This is a genomic window from Spiroplasma endosymbiont of Cantharis nigra (genome assembly GCF_964019925.1).
GTDB lineage: Bacteria > Bacillota_I > Bacilli_A > Mycoplasmatales > Mycoplasmataceae > Spiroplasma_A.
Map to the genome: position 1 here is coordinate 1,117,560 of NZ_OZ026470.1, position 17,869 is coordinate 1,135,428.

The window sequence follows — 17,869 nt, forward strand, 5'->3', positions numbered from 1 at the left end:
AAGAAGGGGAAAGTAAAATTATGATAGCACCAAATAAAAAGCAAGATTTAAATAGGGATGCAGATACTTCACCAAAGGTTTCAGCTTTTGGAAAGTTTTTTTGATATTTAACATTTATATTAATTATTCCTTTATTTATTCATATTGGAAATGTAAATAAATTAAAGAAAATGGATACAAAAGTACTAGAATCGGAATCAGGTATAGATGTTCAATTAAAAAGAAGAAGAGATACTTTAATTAAATTAATGGATACTGTTAAAGGAAGCATTGATTTTGAAAAAAGTACTTTAGAGAAAGTTACTAATATGAGAATGGGTGGGGGAGCAAAAGAAATGATGGAAAATAACAGAGTTCTTGATCAAGTTTCAAGAAACATTATGATCCAAGTTGAAAATTATCCAAATCTAAAGTCAACAGAATTATTTCAATCTATGTCTAATTCAATAAATGAGATTGAAGAAGATATTGCAGCTTCAAGAAGAATTTACAATGGAAATGTAAGCACTTTTAATCAAGCAATTAAAGTATGACCAACAAATGTAGCAGGATCATCAATAAAAGCTAAAAATAAATATTTCTTTGAAATAACTGAAGAAGATAGAGCTGACGTTAAGATTGGATTTTAATAAAAAATGCAAGACGATAATTACTTAGTAGAAAATATTACAAGCTTTATTGAGAGTTGTTTAGATAAATCAAAATTAGACGCAGCTATTGGAAAGAGAAAGAAATTTTTAATTATAAGTATTTTATCTTGAATACTTGCAATTATATCTATGTGCTTAACAGTAGTTTTAGCGAGTTTAATGGTATTTATGACTTTATTTTTAATTGCATTAGATATAACTTTTGTCGTTTTGGGAATAGTTTATTTAACTAAGTCTAGTTACTCAAGAGTTGAAGCCTTTAATTATGTAAATAAGATAGAATGAAAAGAAATTTATAATAAGTCATTTGATTTATTAGTAAAATCAACTTCAAACTCACTTATTAAAAAAACCAAATTTATAGATTTAGAGAGAAAACTTATTAGGGCTCCAATAAAAGACTATAATGGAAGTCCAAAAAGCTGATTATCTAGATATAGTTTTTTTAAAGGCAATGAAAAGAGAAACAGTATAGTTTTTTCTTTTGATGACAAATTAGTAAATTATCAAGTTAATCAAATTATTAGGACTGTAGAAAAAATTGTAACACCTACAAAAGATGGTACACGAACTACTTATATTTATCATTATATTGCTACTACAGGTCTTACAGTTCAAAATACAAAATTTGATGAGAGTTACAATGGAATAGTTATATTTACTGGAAAACCAAATAAAGATAGTTATCAGACAGAATCAATAGAATTTAATAAGAGATTTGGTATTAATGTATCAAATACAGATTTAAGGGGTCCTAAATTGCTTAGACCTAAATATATTGATAGTCTAACTATGAAAAATACAAAAAATCTAAGTGGTATTGCAATATTTAATGACTTTATAATAGGTCATGAATATGTTAATAGTACTAATGTTAGAAACGAAGTATGTGTATTTCATAGAATAAAGAGTTTCTCAAAAGAAAAAATTTTAGAAAGTTTTGCAAATAAAGTGAAACAAGATATTGAGAGTGCCATGTTTTCTTTATCTTTTATAGAGGGCATTTATTAGTATAAGTTATTAAAACTTTTTACTTAATGTTTTATTGATTATTTATATATTATTAAGTAATTTGACAATAAGACTTTTTTAAACTATGATTATATCTATTAGTAGATTATATCTATAAGGAGAAAATAAAAATGACAAAAGAAGCACTAAAAGAAAAATTAGCAGCGTTTAAAGTTCAAAAAGAAAATAAAGAAACTGAAATTGAAAAATGTAAAGAAACTATGAAACAAGCAAACTTAGCTATAAAAATCAAAAAAAGAGAATTAAAAAATATTAAAAGTGAAGCAAAAATATTAAAAAGTAGTTATAAAAAACAAGAAATGTAAAAAGAGTCCTTATTTAAATAAGGACTCTTTTTAAAACTCAATAATTTTTGGATGTTGTAATTTTAATTCATTTTTTAATTTTTCATATCCTCTATTTTTTAAATTTTCTTTATATATTTTTCCTGCTTTTTTTCTAATTTTATTAGAGTTTGCAGCTATTACAAATGGTATACCAACTATTGTTAAACATCCAATAAAACCAAAAATATTCTTTAAAGCAGAAGAATTTTTTTCTTCAACATATTTAATGTCTCCTCTAACTTTTAAAATATCTTTTGTTATTTTAATTTGGTTCCTCTTGTCACTTTCCTTTATTGCGGCATCACCTAAAAATGCCTCTAAGTAATATAAGTCAAAAGTTGATAAACCATGAAAAACTATATCTTCAATAATGACTTCTCTTTTATTTGGCATTGGTCTATATTCAAGCTTCACTTTTACTGCTGGAATAACATCCTCTTTTATTATTTTTGGCTCTGGTTTAGGTATTTGGATATATGTTATATTTGAATTTTTTGGCTCTGGTATTTCTTTTTTGGGAACTGCCCTCACTATTTCCTTTGGCATTTCCTTTTCTTTTATTAAATCCCTAACATCAATATTAGGCTTTTCAGCAGGCTTACTAACTGGTGTTGGTGTTGTTCTTTTTAAGTTTATATTTAATTTACTTTTATCTTCACGTTGAATTTTCTCAAAGTCCAATTTTCTTCCTGAAGCTTGTCAAGTATTATCAATCAGTTCTTCAATATTTGATTGTTGTTTTTCTGTTTTAACCACAGTCTTTGGAAGGGGTTTTTTAACAAAAACTAAAATAAAATTTGACTCTCTATCATCATTATTTTTTTGTTGTCCTTGTATTTTTAAATTATCTTCAAAATATAATTGTAAGAGTACATTTTTAATTGTTGGATTTGATAAAAGATCATTAGGTAAAATATTATATAGTTCTTGTACACTAATACTTTTATTACTTTGAATAAGATTAATTAGTGTATTTTTAACAGAATTATAATTTGCAGAGCTTTTATCACTTGCAAAATTTGGACCGCTTGTTGAATTTATTCCTTTTTGTTTAATAACATTATTTCTACAAAAATCAGCTCAATCTAAAAAGTCTCTTGAATTTGATTCTCCTCATACCATTATTGTATTCTCCTTATTATTAATAATATCAAATGTAGTATGATTATCTTATATATAAATATAGAAAAGGATTTTTATGAAAACAATTAAACCTATTAATTATGAAAGAATCATTATAAAAAGAGTTAATACTGTATATGAAAATTTAAAAGAAAACATTTCTAATGAGTTTAAGATTCCTAAAAATATTGAAGAATTTTTAAAGAAGAATAGTCAGCTTCATACAAGAGAAGAAGTGGAATTGTTTGGTCAAGATTTTGATAAAACTTTTGTAGAGTGAAAACCCCTAGATAACAATTCAGATAAATTAATTATTTTAAATCACTTAATGTCTATTTTTCAAAATGCTATTATTGTTTTAATCTCTCTTGATGTTAATTTAGAAAAAGAAAATTTAGAAAAAGAGATTGTAAGAGATTCTAAAGGAATTGATATAATAGTTGCAACTGCAGTTCAAACTTTTGGAGTTAAAACAAATGAACTACTTGAAAAATATAAAGAACTAAATTTAAAAGAGGATACTAATAATACTTTTAAACCCATGGATGATTTTTTAAAAAAAGTTTCTGAATTAGATGCCCAGTCAGCTTTTTCAAAATTAATGGAGAACATTTTAGAATTTAATCAAAATTATACAAATACATATAAAAGATTATCTACAATTGAAGAGGATCAATTATCAACAAAAAGAATTGAGATATTTATGGAATATATGAATTTCTATTATTTAATGGTTTACTTATTAGAACTTATTTTAATTTATCCTTTACAAGAAGGAATGATGAATCAAACAGTATTTGATAATATAATGCCAAATATATGCTTATTTTAAGTATTAAAAAAGAAAAAAAGAGCTAAAAATATTAATAATTAGCTCTTTTTTAATATATAATATATTTTGTGTGATTACAATACACTCGGTATTGTGGAAAGGAGGAACCTTAAATGGCAACAATCAATCAATTAGTTAGAAAACCAAGAAAAGCAAAAACATGAAAAACTAAAGCTCCTGCTTTAAACAGAGGAGTTAATACTTTATTAAAAAAAGTTACTAGAGTTTCAGCACCACAAAAAAGAGGTGTTTGTACAAGGGTTGCAACTATGACTCCTAAAAAACCTAACTCGGCTTTACGTAAGTATGCAAGGGTTAGATTAACTAACGGTATGGAGGTAACAGCTTATATTCCAGGAGAAGGACACAACTTACAAGAACATAGTGTTGTGCTTATTCGTGGGGGAAGGGTAAAAGACTTACCTGGGGTTCGTTATCATATAATTCGTGGTACTTTAGATACAACTGGAGTTAACGGAAGAATGCAATCTCGTTCTTTATATGGAACAAAAAGACCTAAAGAGAAAAAATAAAAGAGTGTAATTCACATTTTATAAATAAAAGAGAAAGGAGAATATAATATGCGTAAACATCAAGCAGAAAAGAGAGACGTATTACCAGATCCAATTTATAACTCAAAACTAGTAAGTAGAGCAGTTAATAAAATTATGTTAGATGGTAAAAGAGGAACAGCTCAACACATCTTATACAAGGCTTTTGAAAAAATAAAAGAAAAGACTGGAACTACTCCAATCGAAGTTTTTGATAAAGCTATTGAAAATATTAAACCTCATTTAGAATTAAAAGTTCGTCGTATTGGTGGAGCAAACTATCAAGTTCCTGTTGAAGTATCAACAGAAAGAAAAGTTACTTTAGCTTTAAGATGATTAATTAATTATTCAAGATTAAGAAATGAAAAAGAAATGATTGATAGATTAGCAAACGAAATTATTGATGCATCAAATGGTGTTGGTGGATCAGTTAAAAAACGTGAAGATACTCACAAAATGGCTGAAGCTAATAAAGCATTTGCACATTATCGTTGATAATAGAAAATAAGGAGAAAAAAGAATATGCCAAGAGAATATAGTTTAAGTATGATTCGTAACTTTGGTATTATGGCTCACATTGATGCTGGTAAGACTACAACTACAGAACGTATTTTATTCCATACAGGTAGAATTCATAAGATTGGTGAAACTCACGAAGGTGAATCACAAATGGATTGAATGGCTCAAGAGCAAGAACGTGGTATTACAATTACATCTGCAGCTACAACAGCATTTTGAGCAGATCATAGATTTAATATCATTGATACTCCTGGTCACGTTGACTTCACAGTTGAAGTTGAAAGATCATTAAGAGTTCTTGATGGAGCTGTAGCTGTTTTAGACGGTCAAAGTGGTGTGGAACCTCAAACAGAGACTGTTTGAAGACAAGCTACAACATATAGAGTACCAAGAGTAGTTTTTGTTAATAAAATGGATAAAACTGGAGCTGATTTTTTATACTCAGTAAAAACAATTGGGGATAGATTGGGAGCAAAAGCTGCTCCAATTCAATTACCAATTGGAGCAGAAGATCAGTTTAGCGGAATTATTGATTTAGTTGAAATGAAGGCTTGAGGTTTTGATGGAGCTGCTGAAGAAGTTGCTAAGGAAATTGAAATTCCTGCAGATTTAAAAGATAGTGCAGTTCAATTAAGAGCGCAACTAGTTGAAATGGCTGTTGAATATGATGAAGATTTAATGGTTAAATTTTTGGATGGAGAAGAAATTACAATTCCTGAATTAAAATCAGCAATTCGTAAAGGTGTAATATCAGCTGAATTTTTTCCAGTACTATCTGGGTCAGCATTTAAAAACAAAGGTGTTAAATTATTATTAGATGCTGTTGTTGATTATTTACCATCACCATTAGATGTTCCTTCAATTAAGGGAATCTTACCAAATGGAACAGAAGCTGAAAGAAAAGCTGCAGATGATCAACCATTTGCTGCATTAGCTTTTAAAATTATGACTGATCCATTTGTTGGAAAACTAACATTCTTTAGAGTTTACTCAGGAGTTTTAGCAAAAGGTAGTTATGTATTAAATGCAACCAAAGATAAAAAAGAGCGTGTAGGACGTTTATTAAAAATGCATGCAAATAACCGTGAAGAAATAGATGAAGTTTATGCTGGAGATATTGCTGCAGCTGTTGGGTTGAAAGATACAACAACTGGAGATACATTAACAGATGAAAAAAATGAAATTATTTTAGAATCAATGGTATTCCCAGAACCAGTTATTCATTTAGCATTAGAACCAAAAACTAAAGCAGATCAAGAAAAATTAGGATTATCATTAAACAAATTGTCAGAAGAAGATCCAACTTTTAGAACTTTTACTGATGAAGAAACTGGACAAACAATTATTGCTGGAATGGGTGAATTACACCTTGATATTATTGTTGACCGTTTAAAAAGAGAATTTAAAGTGGAAACAAATGTTGGAGCACCTCAAGTTTCATATCGTGAAACAATTAAGGGCTCAGCAAAAGTTGAAGGAAAATATGTTAAACAATCAGGAGGACGTGGACAATATGGACACGTTGTGATTGAATTTGAACCAAATCATGATAAAGGATTTGAATGAATTGATAAAATTGTTGGGGGTAAAATCTCAAAAGAATATATCAATGCTGCAAGAGTAGGACTAGAAAATGCTTTACAAAATGGAATAATTGCTGGATTCCCAATGATAGACGTAAAAGCAACAATAGTTGATGGATCATATCATGATGTCGATTCAAATGAGATGGCATATAAAATTGCTGCATCATTAGCATTAAAAGAAGCTGCTAAAAAAGTTAACCCAGTTCTTTTAGAACCAATTATGTCAGTTGAAGTAACTGTACCAGATGAATACTATGGAGATGTAATGGGTAACATTTCATCAAAACGTGGTTTAATTGAAGGTTCAGAACAAAGAGGAAATGCACAAACAATTAAATCAAAAGTTCCTCTTTCAGAAATGTTTGGTTATGCAACTGAACTTCGTTCATTTACACAAGGTCGTGGAAATTATACAATGATTTTTAGTCATTATAATGAAGCACCAAAAAACATTGCTGAAGATATTATTAAAAAACAAGGTAAATAGTACCTTATTATCAAATAAAAAAAGTATTGTACTTTAAACAAAATGTATTTATAATTATTAGGACACTTGGTCAAAATAATTATAAATTAGAACCAAATGGAAGGAATGAAAAAACATGGCAAAAGAAGCATTTGACCGTAGTTTACCTCACGTTAACATTGGAACAATCGGACACGTTGACCACGGTAAAACTACTTTAACAGCTGCAATTACAAAAGTATTAGCAGCAAAAGGTGGAGCAGAATTCAAAGATTATGCAAATATTGATAATGCACCCGAAGAAAGAGAAAGAGGTATTACAATTAATACTTCTCACGTTGAATATAAAACAGAAAAAAGACACTACGCTCACGTAGATTGTCCTGGCCACGCCGATTATGTTAAAAACATGATTACAGGAGCTGCACAAATGGATGGTGGAATCCTTGTTGTTGCTGCAACTGACGGACCAATGCCTCAAACAAGAGAGCATATCTTATTGTCAAGACAAGTTGGAGTACCAGCTATCGCAGTATTTTTAAATAAATGTGATATGGTAGATGACGAAGAGTTAATAGATTTAGTTGAAATGGAAGTTAGAGATTTATTATCTGCATATGACTTTGATGGAGATGGAGCACCTGTTATTCGTGGATCAGCTTTAGGAGCATTAAATGGTGATGCTAAATGAGTTACTAAAGTTGAAGAATTAATGGATGCTGTTGATGCATATATCCCAACACCAATTCGTGATAAAGAAAAAACTTTCTTAATGCCTGTAGAAGATGTATTTACAATTACAGGTCGTGGAACAGTTGCAACTGGAAGAGTTGAAAGAGGAGTTGTTAAAGTAAACGACGAAATCGAAATTGTTGGATTAGTTGAAGATAGTAAAAAAGTTGTCGTTACAGGATTAGAAATGTTTAGAAAATTACTAGACTTTGCTGAAGCTGGAGATAATGTTGGAGCACTATTAAGAGGTGTTGATAGAGATAATATTGAACGTGGACAAGTTCTTGCAAAACCAGGAACAATTAAACCACATACAAAATTAAATGCATCAGTTTATGCTTTAACACAAGAAGAAGGTGGAAGACACAAACCATTCTTTAACAAATACCGTCCTCAATTCTACTTTAGAACTACAGACGTTACTGGAGAAGTTCACTTACCAAGTGGAACAGACATGGTTATGCCTGGAGATAATGTTGAATTAGTTATTGAATTAATTAAACCAATTGCTGTTGAACAAGGTACAAAATTCTCAATCCGTGAAGGTGGAAGAACTATTGGTGCTGGAACAGTTGTTTCAATCGTTCAATAATTTGATAAATAATAAAAAATTCCATTAGGGATTTTTTTTAATTTATAATAGTAAGTAAGGGTGATTTTTATGGACTTAAAAGAACAATTCAAAGCAATAAGTAATATTAAAAATTCTAAGGATTTAAAATACAAATTACTATCAGAAAATTATTTATTGCATTTTATTAATAACTTATTAATAACTAGGTCAAGTTTTAATAGTTTAGAATTAAGTCAAATTAATTATAAGATTTCAGGAACATATCTTGTTTATTCAATAGTTAATAATAAATTAAACTTTTGCTATATTGGAGAATCTAGAAATTTAATTAGTAGATTCAAACAACATGTTAATTGCTTTAAAAATAGTAAAGATAGATTTTATTCTAAAATGAGATCAAAAGTAGATGATATAGATGATATTAACTTTTTAATTTTGGATGAAATAGATAATCAAAATGATAGACTAATGAAAGAAACATATTATATTTACTCAACGAAATCAAAATTTTACTCATTAAATACTAAATTGGTTAATCGAAAAATGAAATGTCCAAATGGTCATGGTATGGTTAAAAGTTTTTTAAATTATGAAAAAAATACTGAAAAATTAAAACTAATAATTTATGGTAAATGTACAAATAAAAAATGCAAGGAAACCTTTATAATAAAGTAGTGTTAAAAATGTTATTATAATCTTGTAAATTAAAAGGAGAAATAAAATGATAACAAACAACAAAAAAGAATTTACATTAACTTTAAAAGCAGTTGGCTCAAAGGATAAATTAAATGAGTTAGTTGTTAAAGAAAATGGAGTTACTTCATTAATTAGTGAAGATAAAACTTTATATTATTTTTTAAATGATAAACCTTGTCTTAGAGAACTAGGTGATTCTCTAGAAGCAATAATTAAATCAAATAAATATGATTTAAATGTTAACGTAGAGTCATTTGCAACAAAGTTTAAAAATGAAGAAGAGGCTTTTCAAAAAGTTGTAGAAACAATTATGTTTGCTGCACATAAAGAGTTTGAAATGAAAGAAAAACAAGCACAACCAAAATCAATTAATTTTTTATTTGATAAAAAATTTAATGCAATTTATGAAGAATCTGCAATTAAAATGGAATACTTAAATTTTGCAAGGGACTTACAAGACTTACCACCAAACATTGGTACATCTGTTGAAATTGCAAATAGAATTGTTGCAAAAGCTAAAGAAATAAAAGATTTAAAAGTTACAGTTTATGATAAGAAGCAAATTGAATCAATGGGTATGGGATTATTACTTTCAGTTAATGCAGGAAGTAATATCGATCCAAGAGTTGTTGTAATGGAATATAAATCAGACTCTTCTCAAAAAAGAACAGCATTAGTTGGTAAGGGAATTACTTTTGATACAGGAGGATATAACTTAAAACCTTCAAATTTTCTGGATAATATGAAATTTGATATGTCAGGTGCAGCTATAGTTTCTTCAACTATTATGGCGCTTGCAAAAGCTAAGGCAAAATGTAATGTTGTATCTATTGCAATGCTAACTGATAATAGAATTGGTGGAAAAGCAACTTTAACAGAATCTGTAATTAAATCTATGAATGGTAAAACTGTTGAAATAACTAATACAGATGCAGAAGGTAGATTAGTATTAGCTGATGGAATTACTTATGCCATAAGAGAAGCAAAAGCTGATAGAGCAATTACTGTAGCAACTTTAACAGGAGCTATAGCAGTAGCGCTTGGAAGATGATTTACTGGAACATTTTCAAAATATGATGAATTTCATAAAGAATTTGAAATGGCTTCAAAAAAAGGTCAAGAACCAATTTGAAGACAACCAATAATTGGAGATCATTTAAAAGCAATGCAATGTTCAAAAATAGCAGATTTAGCAAACTCTGAACCTGGTAGAGAAGCTGGTTCATCAACAGCTGCAGCATTTTTAGATTCTTTTGCTGAAGGAAAAGAATATATTCATTTGGATATAGCTGCAACAGCAGATGCAAATAAACGTGGTAGAGCACCAATGTTAAAAACTATGTTTGAATTATTAAAAAAATAAAATAAATGAAAGAAGGATTTTAATTTAATTAGAATCTTTTTTTCTTTTAAAAATATTATTACTAATATGAAATATAAATTTTCTTTTATTCTATATAATAAAAATATGAAAAGAAATGAAATAAATAAAAAGTATAAATGAGACTTTTCTCATTTATACAAAGACTTTAAAAGCTGAAAACTAGATCTAAGTAAGGCCAAATTATTTGTTGAAGAAATTTCAAAGTTAAAAGGTAAATTAGATAATCAAGAAAAATTTTTACATTATTTAGAGCTTGAAAAAAGTATTGATTTTATTTTATCCAGACTAAATCAATATGCTCATTTAATTGATATTGATCAAACAAATAATGAGAATCAAGAGTTAAACTCATTACTAGATAATTTTTATCAAGATTTTAATATTAAAAAAGCTTTTGTATTAAATGAATTAAAGGAAATAGGAGATAAGAAAATTTTTCAATGATTAGAAGAAAATAATAGGCATGAATATAAATATTATTTTAAGACCTTTTTTAAATCTTCTAAATTTATTCTTTCAAAAACAGATGAAGAACTAATGAGTAAAGTTTCAAGAAGCAGAAATGCAGTTGGAAATTTATATGATTCATTATCTTATGCAGATAAACAAAACTCTATAATTGAATGAAATAATAAGGAGGTAGAATTAAATTTATCTTTATATAGAGAAATTATGGAGAATTCTGATCCAATAAAAGATCAAGAAAAGCGAAGAGAAGCAAACGAATTATATTTTAAAAATTATAGTTCAAGAAAACATAGCTATGCAAAAATATATGAAGCAATTATACAAGTTCAAAATGAAGATAAAAATGTTAGGAATTATAGGTCAATTCTGGAAATGAATTTATTTAATGACCAAGTCAGTGAGGAAATTTATTTAAATCTAATTAAATTTGGAAAAGATACAATAATAAATTTTAAAAAATATAATAGATTGATAAAAAAAATATATAGCTTTGAGAAATTTTATTCAACTGATAGACTTTTAAAAGTCTCTAAGAATTATAAAAAAAAGTTTAGTGTAGAAGAAGGCAAAAATATTGTTCAGAAGTGTTTAAGCGTTTTGGGAAATGAATACGAAGCAAAATTGAAAACGGCTTTAAAAGATTCATTAATTGATTATTATGAAGATGAAAATAAATCTGATGGAGCATACTCATCTGGTGGTAATGGTGTTGAACCAATAATTTTAATGAATTGAGATGAACAATTAGGGTCAGTGAGTACTTTGGCTCATGAGATTGGTCATTCTGTTCATACTTTATTTGCAGATGAATCTCAAAAATACCCTTTGAATAATTATCCAATAATATTGGCTGAAGTTGCATCAACATTTAATGAGCATTTATTATTTGATTATTTATATTTATCTACAGAAGATGTTGAAGAAAAAAAATATTTACTACAACAAAGAATATTTGATCTGATTTCAACATTTTATAGACAAATTCAATTTGCAGATTTTGAGTATAGCGCCCATAAATTAATTGAAGATGGAGAGGCAATTACTACTGATAGTTTAAATGATTTATTTATAGAGAAGCAAAATGAATTTGGATATGATGAGTTTGATGATAAAGATGAGCCAAATTACTCATGACCTTATATATCTCATTTTTTTCAATCTCCATTTTATGTTTATAAGTATGCAGTTGATTTGTTAGCAAGTTTTAAATTATATAGGGATTTTAAAAAGGGTAATAAGAATACAATAATTAATTTCTTGAAGCTAGGAGGTTCAAAACCTCCGTTAGATATTTTAAAAGAGGTTGGCATAGACTTTTTAAGTGCAGAAACATATAAGCCTTTAGTAGATGAAATTAATGAACTTATAAATCAATTAGAAGAAATTACAAAATAAAAAAACTGGATAACCAGTTTTTTAAACTTCCATTCCTCTTAAAAGTTTTTCAAGATATTCACCAAGTCCACCTTCATCATTACTAAGATTTGTTATTCCTGCTGCAATATTTTTTAGAGCTGTGCTTCCATTTTTCATAGCTACTCCATAACCTACTTTTTGAACCATTTCATAATCATTCATTTGGTCTCCAAAAGCAATAACATCTCTAATGTCTTTATTATAGTATTGTGCTAATATGTCTGCAACAAAACCTTTATTCACAATCTTATTAGTTAAAGTAACCATTAACTTTGAAGATTTACTTAAATTCCCATAGACATTTCCAGATTGTATTTTAATTGTATTCTTAAATTTTTCTAATACTCTTAAAACATTATCCTTATTATCTTCAGTATCTATAAATAAAACCACGTTAGTTGCAGCACCTTCTCAATGCTTATATGGGTCAATAATTTTATATTCATCATCAGCTACATCATCAAGATGAAAAAAGTTTTCTATGAACTCATTTTTTTCCTTAACCATTGCTTTATTATATGATTCAATAAGTATATTTGAAATACTTGATTTAATAACGGGATGTAACATTATTTCTTTAACTACCTCTTCACTTATAGGAAAAACTATTCTTTTAAATTTCATTGATACAGGATCATGTATATGTGCTCCATCAAAATTTGTTAAAAGTGTAGTTAATCCAAGCTCATTAAAAAATCTAATACTTGCTCTATGAGGTCTTCCTGTTATTATACAAACTTCATGACCATTTTTAGTAGCGTTAATTAAAGCTTGTTTTGTAATTTCATGAATTTCTTCTCCATTAGACATTAAAGTTGTACCGTCTAAATCTATTAAAATTAATCTCTTTTTTGATAAATGTTGTAATTGCATAATTGCCTCCTTTACTAATAATTATATCTTTTTTAGTTCATTTCTTTTGATAAAAAAAGCGAATAGCGATTGGAAAAATTTAGAAAATAATTTTCTTTATTTAAAAAATTTCCTCAAATTTGACATAAATACCTTAGAATATAGTTGTATAGAAGGGAAGTATCTAAATGTTTATATATAAAACTTCTTGTGTTGACCCATCTTTTAACTTAGCAACAGAAGAATATTTTGTAAAGAATAAAAAATATGCAGAACCAATTCTTTTTTTATGACAAAACGATAACACAATTGTGGTTGGAAGAAATCAAAATGCAGCTTGAGAAATAAACCTTCAAAATGCTCAAAAAGATTCTGTTAACATTGTTAGAAGAAATAGTGGTGGTGGAACAGTGTTTCATGATTTAGGAAATATGAATTTCAGCATTATCTATACAGATTTAGAAAATAAAGGTGTTTCTTTATTTTCAAAAATGTTGGATCCTGTTATTAAAACTCTTAATGAGTTAAACGTTCCTGCAAAATTTTCTGGAAGAAATGATATTGAATTAAATGGCAAAAAGATTTCTGGAAATGCTATGTGAAAATATGAAGATAGATTTTTGCAACATGGAACAATATTATTCAATGCGAATTTGGATAAATTAACTAATTATTTAACTGTTGACAGAGCAAAAATTCTTTCAAAAAATATTAAATCTATTGCAGCTAGGGTTACAAACATAAATTCGGAAGTAAAAAATAAAATTGATATTGAAGCTTTTATGAATAAATTAATTGAAACATATAAAAAATCAGATGAAATAAAAACAATTAATTTAAGCGAAGATGAAATAAAAGAAATAAAAGATCTTAGCGAAAAGAAATTTAGGAATTCAGATTGGAATTATGCAAAAAATGCAGATTTTGATTATAGAAATAAACAAAGGTTGGAGGGCAAAGGATCGATTGAAGCTCTTTTAAAAATTGAAAAAGGGGTTATCAAAGACGCCAAATTCTATGGAGACTTTTTAGGTTTCCAAGGAACAGAAGACCTTGAAAATAAATTAGTAAATTTAAAATATGAAACATTTGTTTTAGAAGATGTTTTAAATAAGTCAGATATTAAAAATATATTTGGTGAAAACTTCACAAGTAAGGATATACTAGACTTATTGATACAATAGGAGGTAAAAATGAAATTTATAGGAAAATTTGATCCATTAAAGGACGAAATAGTTCGTGTAATGGATAAAGATGGAAAAATTGTTGATGAAAAATTAATGCCTGAAATGACAGATAAAGAATTAATTGATGCATATTGATTAATGAATCTTTCAAGAAGACAAGATGATTTTCAAAATAAAGCACAAAGACAAGGGAGATTATTATCATTTCTTTCTTCAACAGGACAAGAGGCATCTGAAATCGGATATACAATGCCTTTAATAAAAGGAAAAGATTGATTCTCATCTGGTTATAGAAATAATGCTGCTTGATTAAGCGTTGGTATGCCAATGAGAAATATAATGCTTTATTGAATGGGAAATGAATATGGTGGTCAATCACCAGAGGGTGTTAACTCTTTACCACCAAATATTATTATTGGTTCTCAATATTCACATGCAACAGGAATAGCTTTTGCAGAAAAATATAGAGGAACAGGAGGAGTAGCAGTAACTACAACAGGTGATGGTGGAATGAGTGAAGGTGAAACTTATGAAGCAATGAACTTTGCAAAAATTCATGAACTACCAGTTGTTTTCATTTGTGAAAATAATAAATGAGCTATTTCGACACCTTATAAAAAATCTACAAAGTCAATAAATATTGCTGTAAAAGGTATTGCATCAGGAATGCCTTCAATTAAAGTTGATGGAAATGACTTGCTTGCAGTTTATGCAGTTGCAAAAGAAGCAATCGAACATGCAAGAAGTGGTAAAGGTCCAGTTTTCATTGAATGTGATACATATAGATTAGGAGCCCATTCATCATCAGATAACCCAGATATTTATAGACCAAAATCTGAATTTGAAGAAGCACTTAAATCAGATCCATTAATAAGAATGAAAAAATATTTAGTTAGCAAAAAAATATGAAATGATAAAAAGCAAGAGGAATTAGATAAAACTCAAGATGAACTTATAAGAACTGAATTTGACTGAGCTGAAGCAAATAAATCATATGAATTAGAAGATATTTTTAATTTCCAATTTGCTGAAAAAACTCCAGATTTAGAAAAACAATATAAGGAAGCAAAAGAGTTTTTCACTAAATATCCAGAAGTAGCTAAAGGAGGACACCATTAATGAAAGTTTTAAATAATGTTAAAGCAGTTTCAGAAGCTTTAGAAGTTGCTATGGAAAAATGAGATGACGTTGTTGTTTATGGAGAAGATGCTGGTTATGAAGGTGGAGTATTTAGAGCAACAGAAGGATTACAAGCCAAGTTTGGTGAAAAAAGATGTTTTGATGCTCCAATATCAGAAGCTGTATTTGCTGGTGTAGCTATTGGTATGGCAGTAAATAAAATGAAACCAGTTGTAGAATTACAATTTGAAGGTTTAGGATGACCATCATTACAAAATATTTTAGGACATATGGGTAGAATGAGAAACAGAACAAGAGGGAAGTACCCAACACCAGTTGTTATAAGAATGCCAATGGGTGGTGGAATTAGAGCTCTTGAATTACACTCTGAAGCAATGGAAGCAATGTATGCTCATACTCCAGGTATTAAAGTAGTTTGTCCTTCAACACCTTATGATACAAAGGGTTTAATTTTGGCAGCAATTGAATCACCAGATCCAGTTATTGTTTTTGAACCAACAAAATTATATAGAGCATTTAAACAAGAAGTTCCTGAAGGATTTTATACTGTTGAAATAGGAAAAGCCTTTAAAATCCAAGAGGGAAATGACTTAACAGTTGTTACTTATGGAGCTCAAACAGTTGATTGTCAAAAAGCAATTGATGAGTTAGAAGAAAAAAACCCAGATGTTACAATTGAATTAATTGATTTACGCTCAATTCAACCATGAGATAAAGAAATGATTTTTGAATCTGTTAAAAAAACAGGAAGATTATTAGTTGTTCATGAAGCAATTAGATCATTTTCAGTATCATCTGAAATTATTGCTTCAGTAAATGAAGAATGTTTTGAATATTTAAAAGCTCCATCAATGAGATGTACAGGATATGACATTGTTATACCTTTTGACTCAGGTGAAGCTTACCACCAACCTCATCCAAAAAAAATACTAGTTAAAATGGAAGAAATCTTAAATTATAAATTTTAGATACTAAGAGGAGAATTAGAAATATGTTTAAAGTAAAATTCGCAGATATTGGAGAAGGTTTAACAGAAGGTACAGTTACTGAAGTTCTTGTAAAAATTGGAGATCAAGTTAAAATGGGAGATGCTCTTTTTAATGTTGAAACTGATAAAGTTACTTCAGATATTTATGCACCAGTTGATGGTAAAGTAGCAACAATTTTAATTTCAGCAAATCAAGAAATTAAAGTTGGTCAAGTTGTTGTTGAAATTGATGATGGTAAAGGTGATGCTCCAAAAGAAGAAGCAAAATCTAAATCAGAACCAGTAGAGGAAAATGCATCAGTTGTTGGTGCAACACCCGTTTCAAATGAAGTTATTTCAAGAAAAGCAAGAGAAGTTGCACCTAAAGCAAATATTGCTTCTCAAATAAGTATTATTGATAATAGCAATGTTGATGCTAAAGCAACTCCATTAGCAAGAAAAGTAGCAGCAGTTATGGGAGTAGATCTTTCAAAAGTTAGTCCTACTGGTCCAAATAATAGAATATTGGTTTCTGATGTTGAAGGATATGCAGCAAATCCACAAAGCGCTGTACCATCAATAAAAGCAGCAGCACCTGGACCAAAAGGGGTAGCAATTGATTACTCAAACCCATTAATCTCAGTTCCTGAAATTAATGAACCTTTAACATTTGAATCAAAACCTTGAAATCCAATTAGAAAAGCAACTGTTAAAGCAATGACAACAGCTCATGAAAAAGTTGCTGGATTTACAGGATTAAGAAATTTAGATGTTACTGAGTTAGTAAATATTAGAAAACAACTTAAAGGGCATGCAGATTCATTGAGAGTTAAATTAACTTATTTAGCATTTATTATTAAAGCAAGTGCTAATGCATTAAAAGATATGCCAAATTTAAATGTAAGAATTGATGAAGAAAATAAAGTAACAAAATTTGCTCAACAAATTAATATTGGTATGGCTTGTGATACACCTGATGGTTTAATGGTTCCAGTTATTAGAGGAGCTGATAAATTAAGTGTTTTGCAAATTGCTGTAAAAATAAATGATTTAGCAACTAAGGCAAGAAGTAAAAAACTTTCAGCCACAGAAATGAGTGGAGCAACATTTACAGTAACTAACTTTGGAGCTGTGGGATTAGATTATGCAACACCAATTGTTAACTTTCCAGAAGCAGCTATTTTAGGTGTTGGAACAATTACAAGAGCACCTGGGGTAATTAAAGAAGAAATTGAAATTAGAGACTATATGCCATTTTCAATAACTGCAGATCATAAAGTAATTGATGGAGCAGATGCAGGAAGATTTTTAACAAGAGTAGCATACTACTTACAAAATCCTGCAACTCTGTTAGTTTAGGAGAATTAGA

At 28.4% G+C, this 17,869-nt stretch carries 17 protein-coding genes; 15 read left to right on the plus strand and 2 right to left on the minus strand.

What is annotated here, in order from left to right; genetic code table 4:
- Positions 1-20: 20 nt before the first annotated feature.
- The 3 genes from AACL04_RS04910 to AACL04_RS04920 all read left to right on the plus strand — a co-directional run bounded on the left by AACL04_RS04910 (position 21) and on the right by AACL04_RS04920 (position 1,987).
- The gene (locus AACL04_RS04910) at positions 21-629 is read left to right on the plus strand and encodes a LemA family protein (protein WP_339030050.1); all 609 of its coding nucleotides are present in this window, start codon (positions 21-23) and stop codon (positions 627-629) included.
- A 6-nt stretch (positions 630-635) separates the two neighbouring features.
- The gene (locus tag AACL04_RS04915; RefSeq protein WP_339030052.1) at positions 636-1,661 is read left to right on the plus strand and encodes a hypothetical protein; all 1,026 of its coding nucleotides are present in this window, start codon (positions 636-638) and stop codon (positions 1,659-1,661) included.
- 131 nt (positions 1,662-1,792) lie between these two features.
- Entirely contained in the window at positions 1,793-1,987 is a 195-nt protein-coding gene (locus AACL04_RS04920) for a hypothetical protein (protein ID WP_339030054.1), read from the plus strand.
- A 30-nt stretch (positions 1,988-2,017) separates the two neighbouring features.
- On the opposite strand, the gene AACL04_RS04925 is transcribed toward AACL04_RS04920, so the two are convergent.
- A complete protein-coding gene (locus tag AACL04_RS04925; RefSeq protein ID WP_339030056.1) occupies positions 2,018-3,130 on the minus strand; it encodes a hypothetical protein in 1,113 nt (370 codons plus the stop codon).
- Positions 3,131-3,206: 76 nt separating this feature from the next.
- On the opposite strand from AACL04_RS04925, the gene AACL04_RS04930 reads away from it, so the two are divergent.
- The 8 genes from AACL04_RS04930 to pepF all read left to right on the plus strand — a co-directional run bounded on the left by AACL04_RS04930 (position 3,207) and on the right by pepF (position 12,333).
- Positions 3,207-3,962 carry a hypothetical protein gene (locus tag AACL04_RS04930; protein WP_339030058.1) on the plus strand — a complete coding sequence of 252 codons (756 nt, stop codon included), beginning with the start codon at positions 3,207-3,209 and terminating at the stop codon, positions 3,960-3,962.
- Between the two features lie 113 nt (positions 3,963-4,075).
- On the plus strand, positions 4,076-4,495 hold the full coding sequence (gene rpsL, locus AACL04_RS04935) for a 30S ribosomal protein S12 (RefSeq protein ID WP_020836733.1): 420 nt from the start codon (positions 4,076-4,078) through the stop codon (positions 4,493-4,495).
- 48 nt (positions 4,496-4,543) lie between these two features.
- Positions 4,544-5,011 carry a 30S ribosomal protein S7 gene (rpsG, locus tag AACL04_RS04940; protein WP_053946608.1) on the plus strand — a complete coding sequence of 156 codons (468 nt, stop codon included), beginning with the start codon at positions 4,544-4,546 and terminating at the stop codon, positions 5,009-5,011.
- 24 nt (positions 5,012-5,035) lie between these two features.
- Entirely contained in the window at positions 5,036-7,105 is a 2,070-nt protein-coding gene (gene fusA / locus AACL04_RS04945) for an elongation factor G (protein ID WP_339030063.1), read from the plus strand.
- Positions 7,106-7,220: 115 nt separating this feature from the next.
- Positions 7,221-8,408, plus strand: coding sequence for an elongation factor Tu (gene tuf / locus AACL04_RS04950; RefSeq protein WP_339030065.1), 1,188 nt, complete (start codon positions 7,221-7,223; stop codon positions 8,406-8,408).
- Between the two features lie 69 nt (positions 8,409-8,477).
- Positions 8,478-9,065 carry a GIY-YIG nuclease family protein gene (locus AACL04_RS04955; RefSeq protein ID WP_339030067.1) on the plus strand — a complete coding sequence of 196 codons (588 nt, stop codon included), beginning with the start codon at positions 8,478-8,480 and terminating at the stop codon, positions 9,063-9,065.
- A 46-nt stretch (positions 9,066-9,111) separates the two neighbouring features.
- Positions 9,112-10,449: a M17 family metallopeptidase gene (locus AACL04_RS04960; protein ID WP_339030068.1), complete on the plus strand. Its 1,338-nt coding sequence runs from the start codon at positions 9,112-9,114 to the stop codon at positions 10,447-10,449.
- Between the two features lie 105 nt (positions 10,450-10,554).
- Positions 10,555-12,333 carry an oligoendopeptidase F gene (gene pepF / locus AACL04_RS04965; protein ID WP_339030070.1) on the plus strand — a complete coding sequence of 593 codons (1,779 nt, stop codon included), beginning with the start codon at positions 10,555-10,557 and terminating at the stop codon, positions 12,331-12,333.
- 21 nt (positions 12,334-12,354) lie between these two features.
- Here the strand turns inward: pepF and AACL04_RS04970 are convergent, their stop codons facing one another.
- Entirely contained in the window at positions 12,355-13,227 is an 873-nt protein-coding gene (locus AACL04_RS04970) for an HAD-IIB family hydrolase (RefSeq protein ID WP_339030072.1), read from the minus strand.
- A gap of 167 nt (positions 13,228-13,394) precedes the next feature.
- Here AACL04_RS04970 and AACL04_RS04975 point away from each other — a divergent pair, with 167 nt between their 5' ends.
- Genes AACL04_RS04975 through AACL04_RS04990 form a run of 4 tightly spaced genes read left to right on the plus strand, consistent with a single transcriptional unit; the run spans position 13,395 to position 17,859 of the window.
- Complete coding sequence (locus AACL04_RS04975; protein WP_339030074.1) at positions 13,395-14,390, plus strand: lipoate--protein ligase; 996 nt, start codon at positions 13,395-13,397, stop codon at positions 14,388-14,390.
- 9 nt (positions 14,391-14,399) lie between these two features.
- The gene (pdhA, locus tag AACL04_RS04980) at positions 14,400-15,512 is read left to right on the plus strand and encodes a pyruvate dehydrogenase (acetyl-transferring) E1 component subunit alpha (protein ID WP_339030076.1); all 1,113 of its coding nucleotides are present in this window, start codon (positions 14,400-14,402) and stop codon (positions 15,510-15,512) included.
- Positions 15,512-16,501: an alpha-ketoacid dehydrogenase subunit beta gene (locus AACL04_RS04985; RefSeq protein ID WP_339030078.1), complete on the plus strand. Its 990-nt coding sequence runs from the start codon at positions 15,512-15,514 to the stop codon at positions 16,499-16,501. The genes pdhA and AACL04_RS04985 overlap by 1 nt, the downstream gene beginning before the upstream one ends.
- A gap of 23 nt (positions 16,502-16,524) precedes the next feature.
- Positions 16,525-17,859, plus strand: coding sequence for a dihydrolipoamide acetyltransferase family protein (locus tag AACL04_RS04990; protein WP_339030080.1), 1,335 nt, complete (start codon positions 16,525-16,527; stop codon positions 17,857-17,859).
- Positions 17,860-17,869 lie beyond the last annotated feature (10 nt).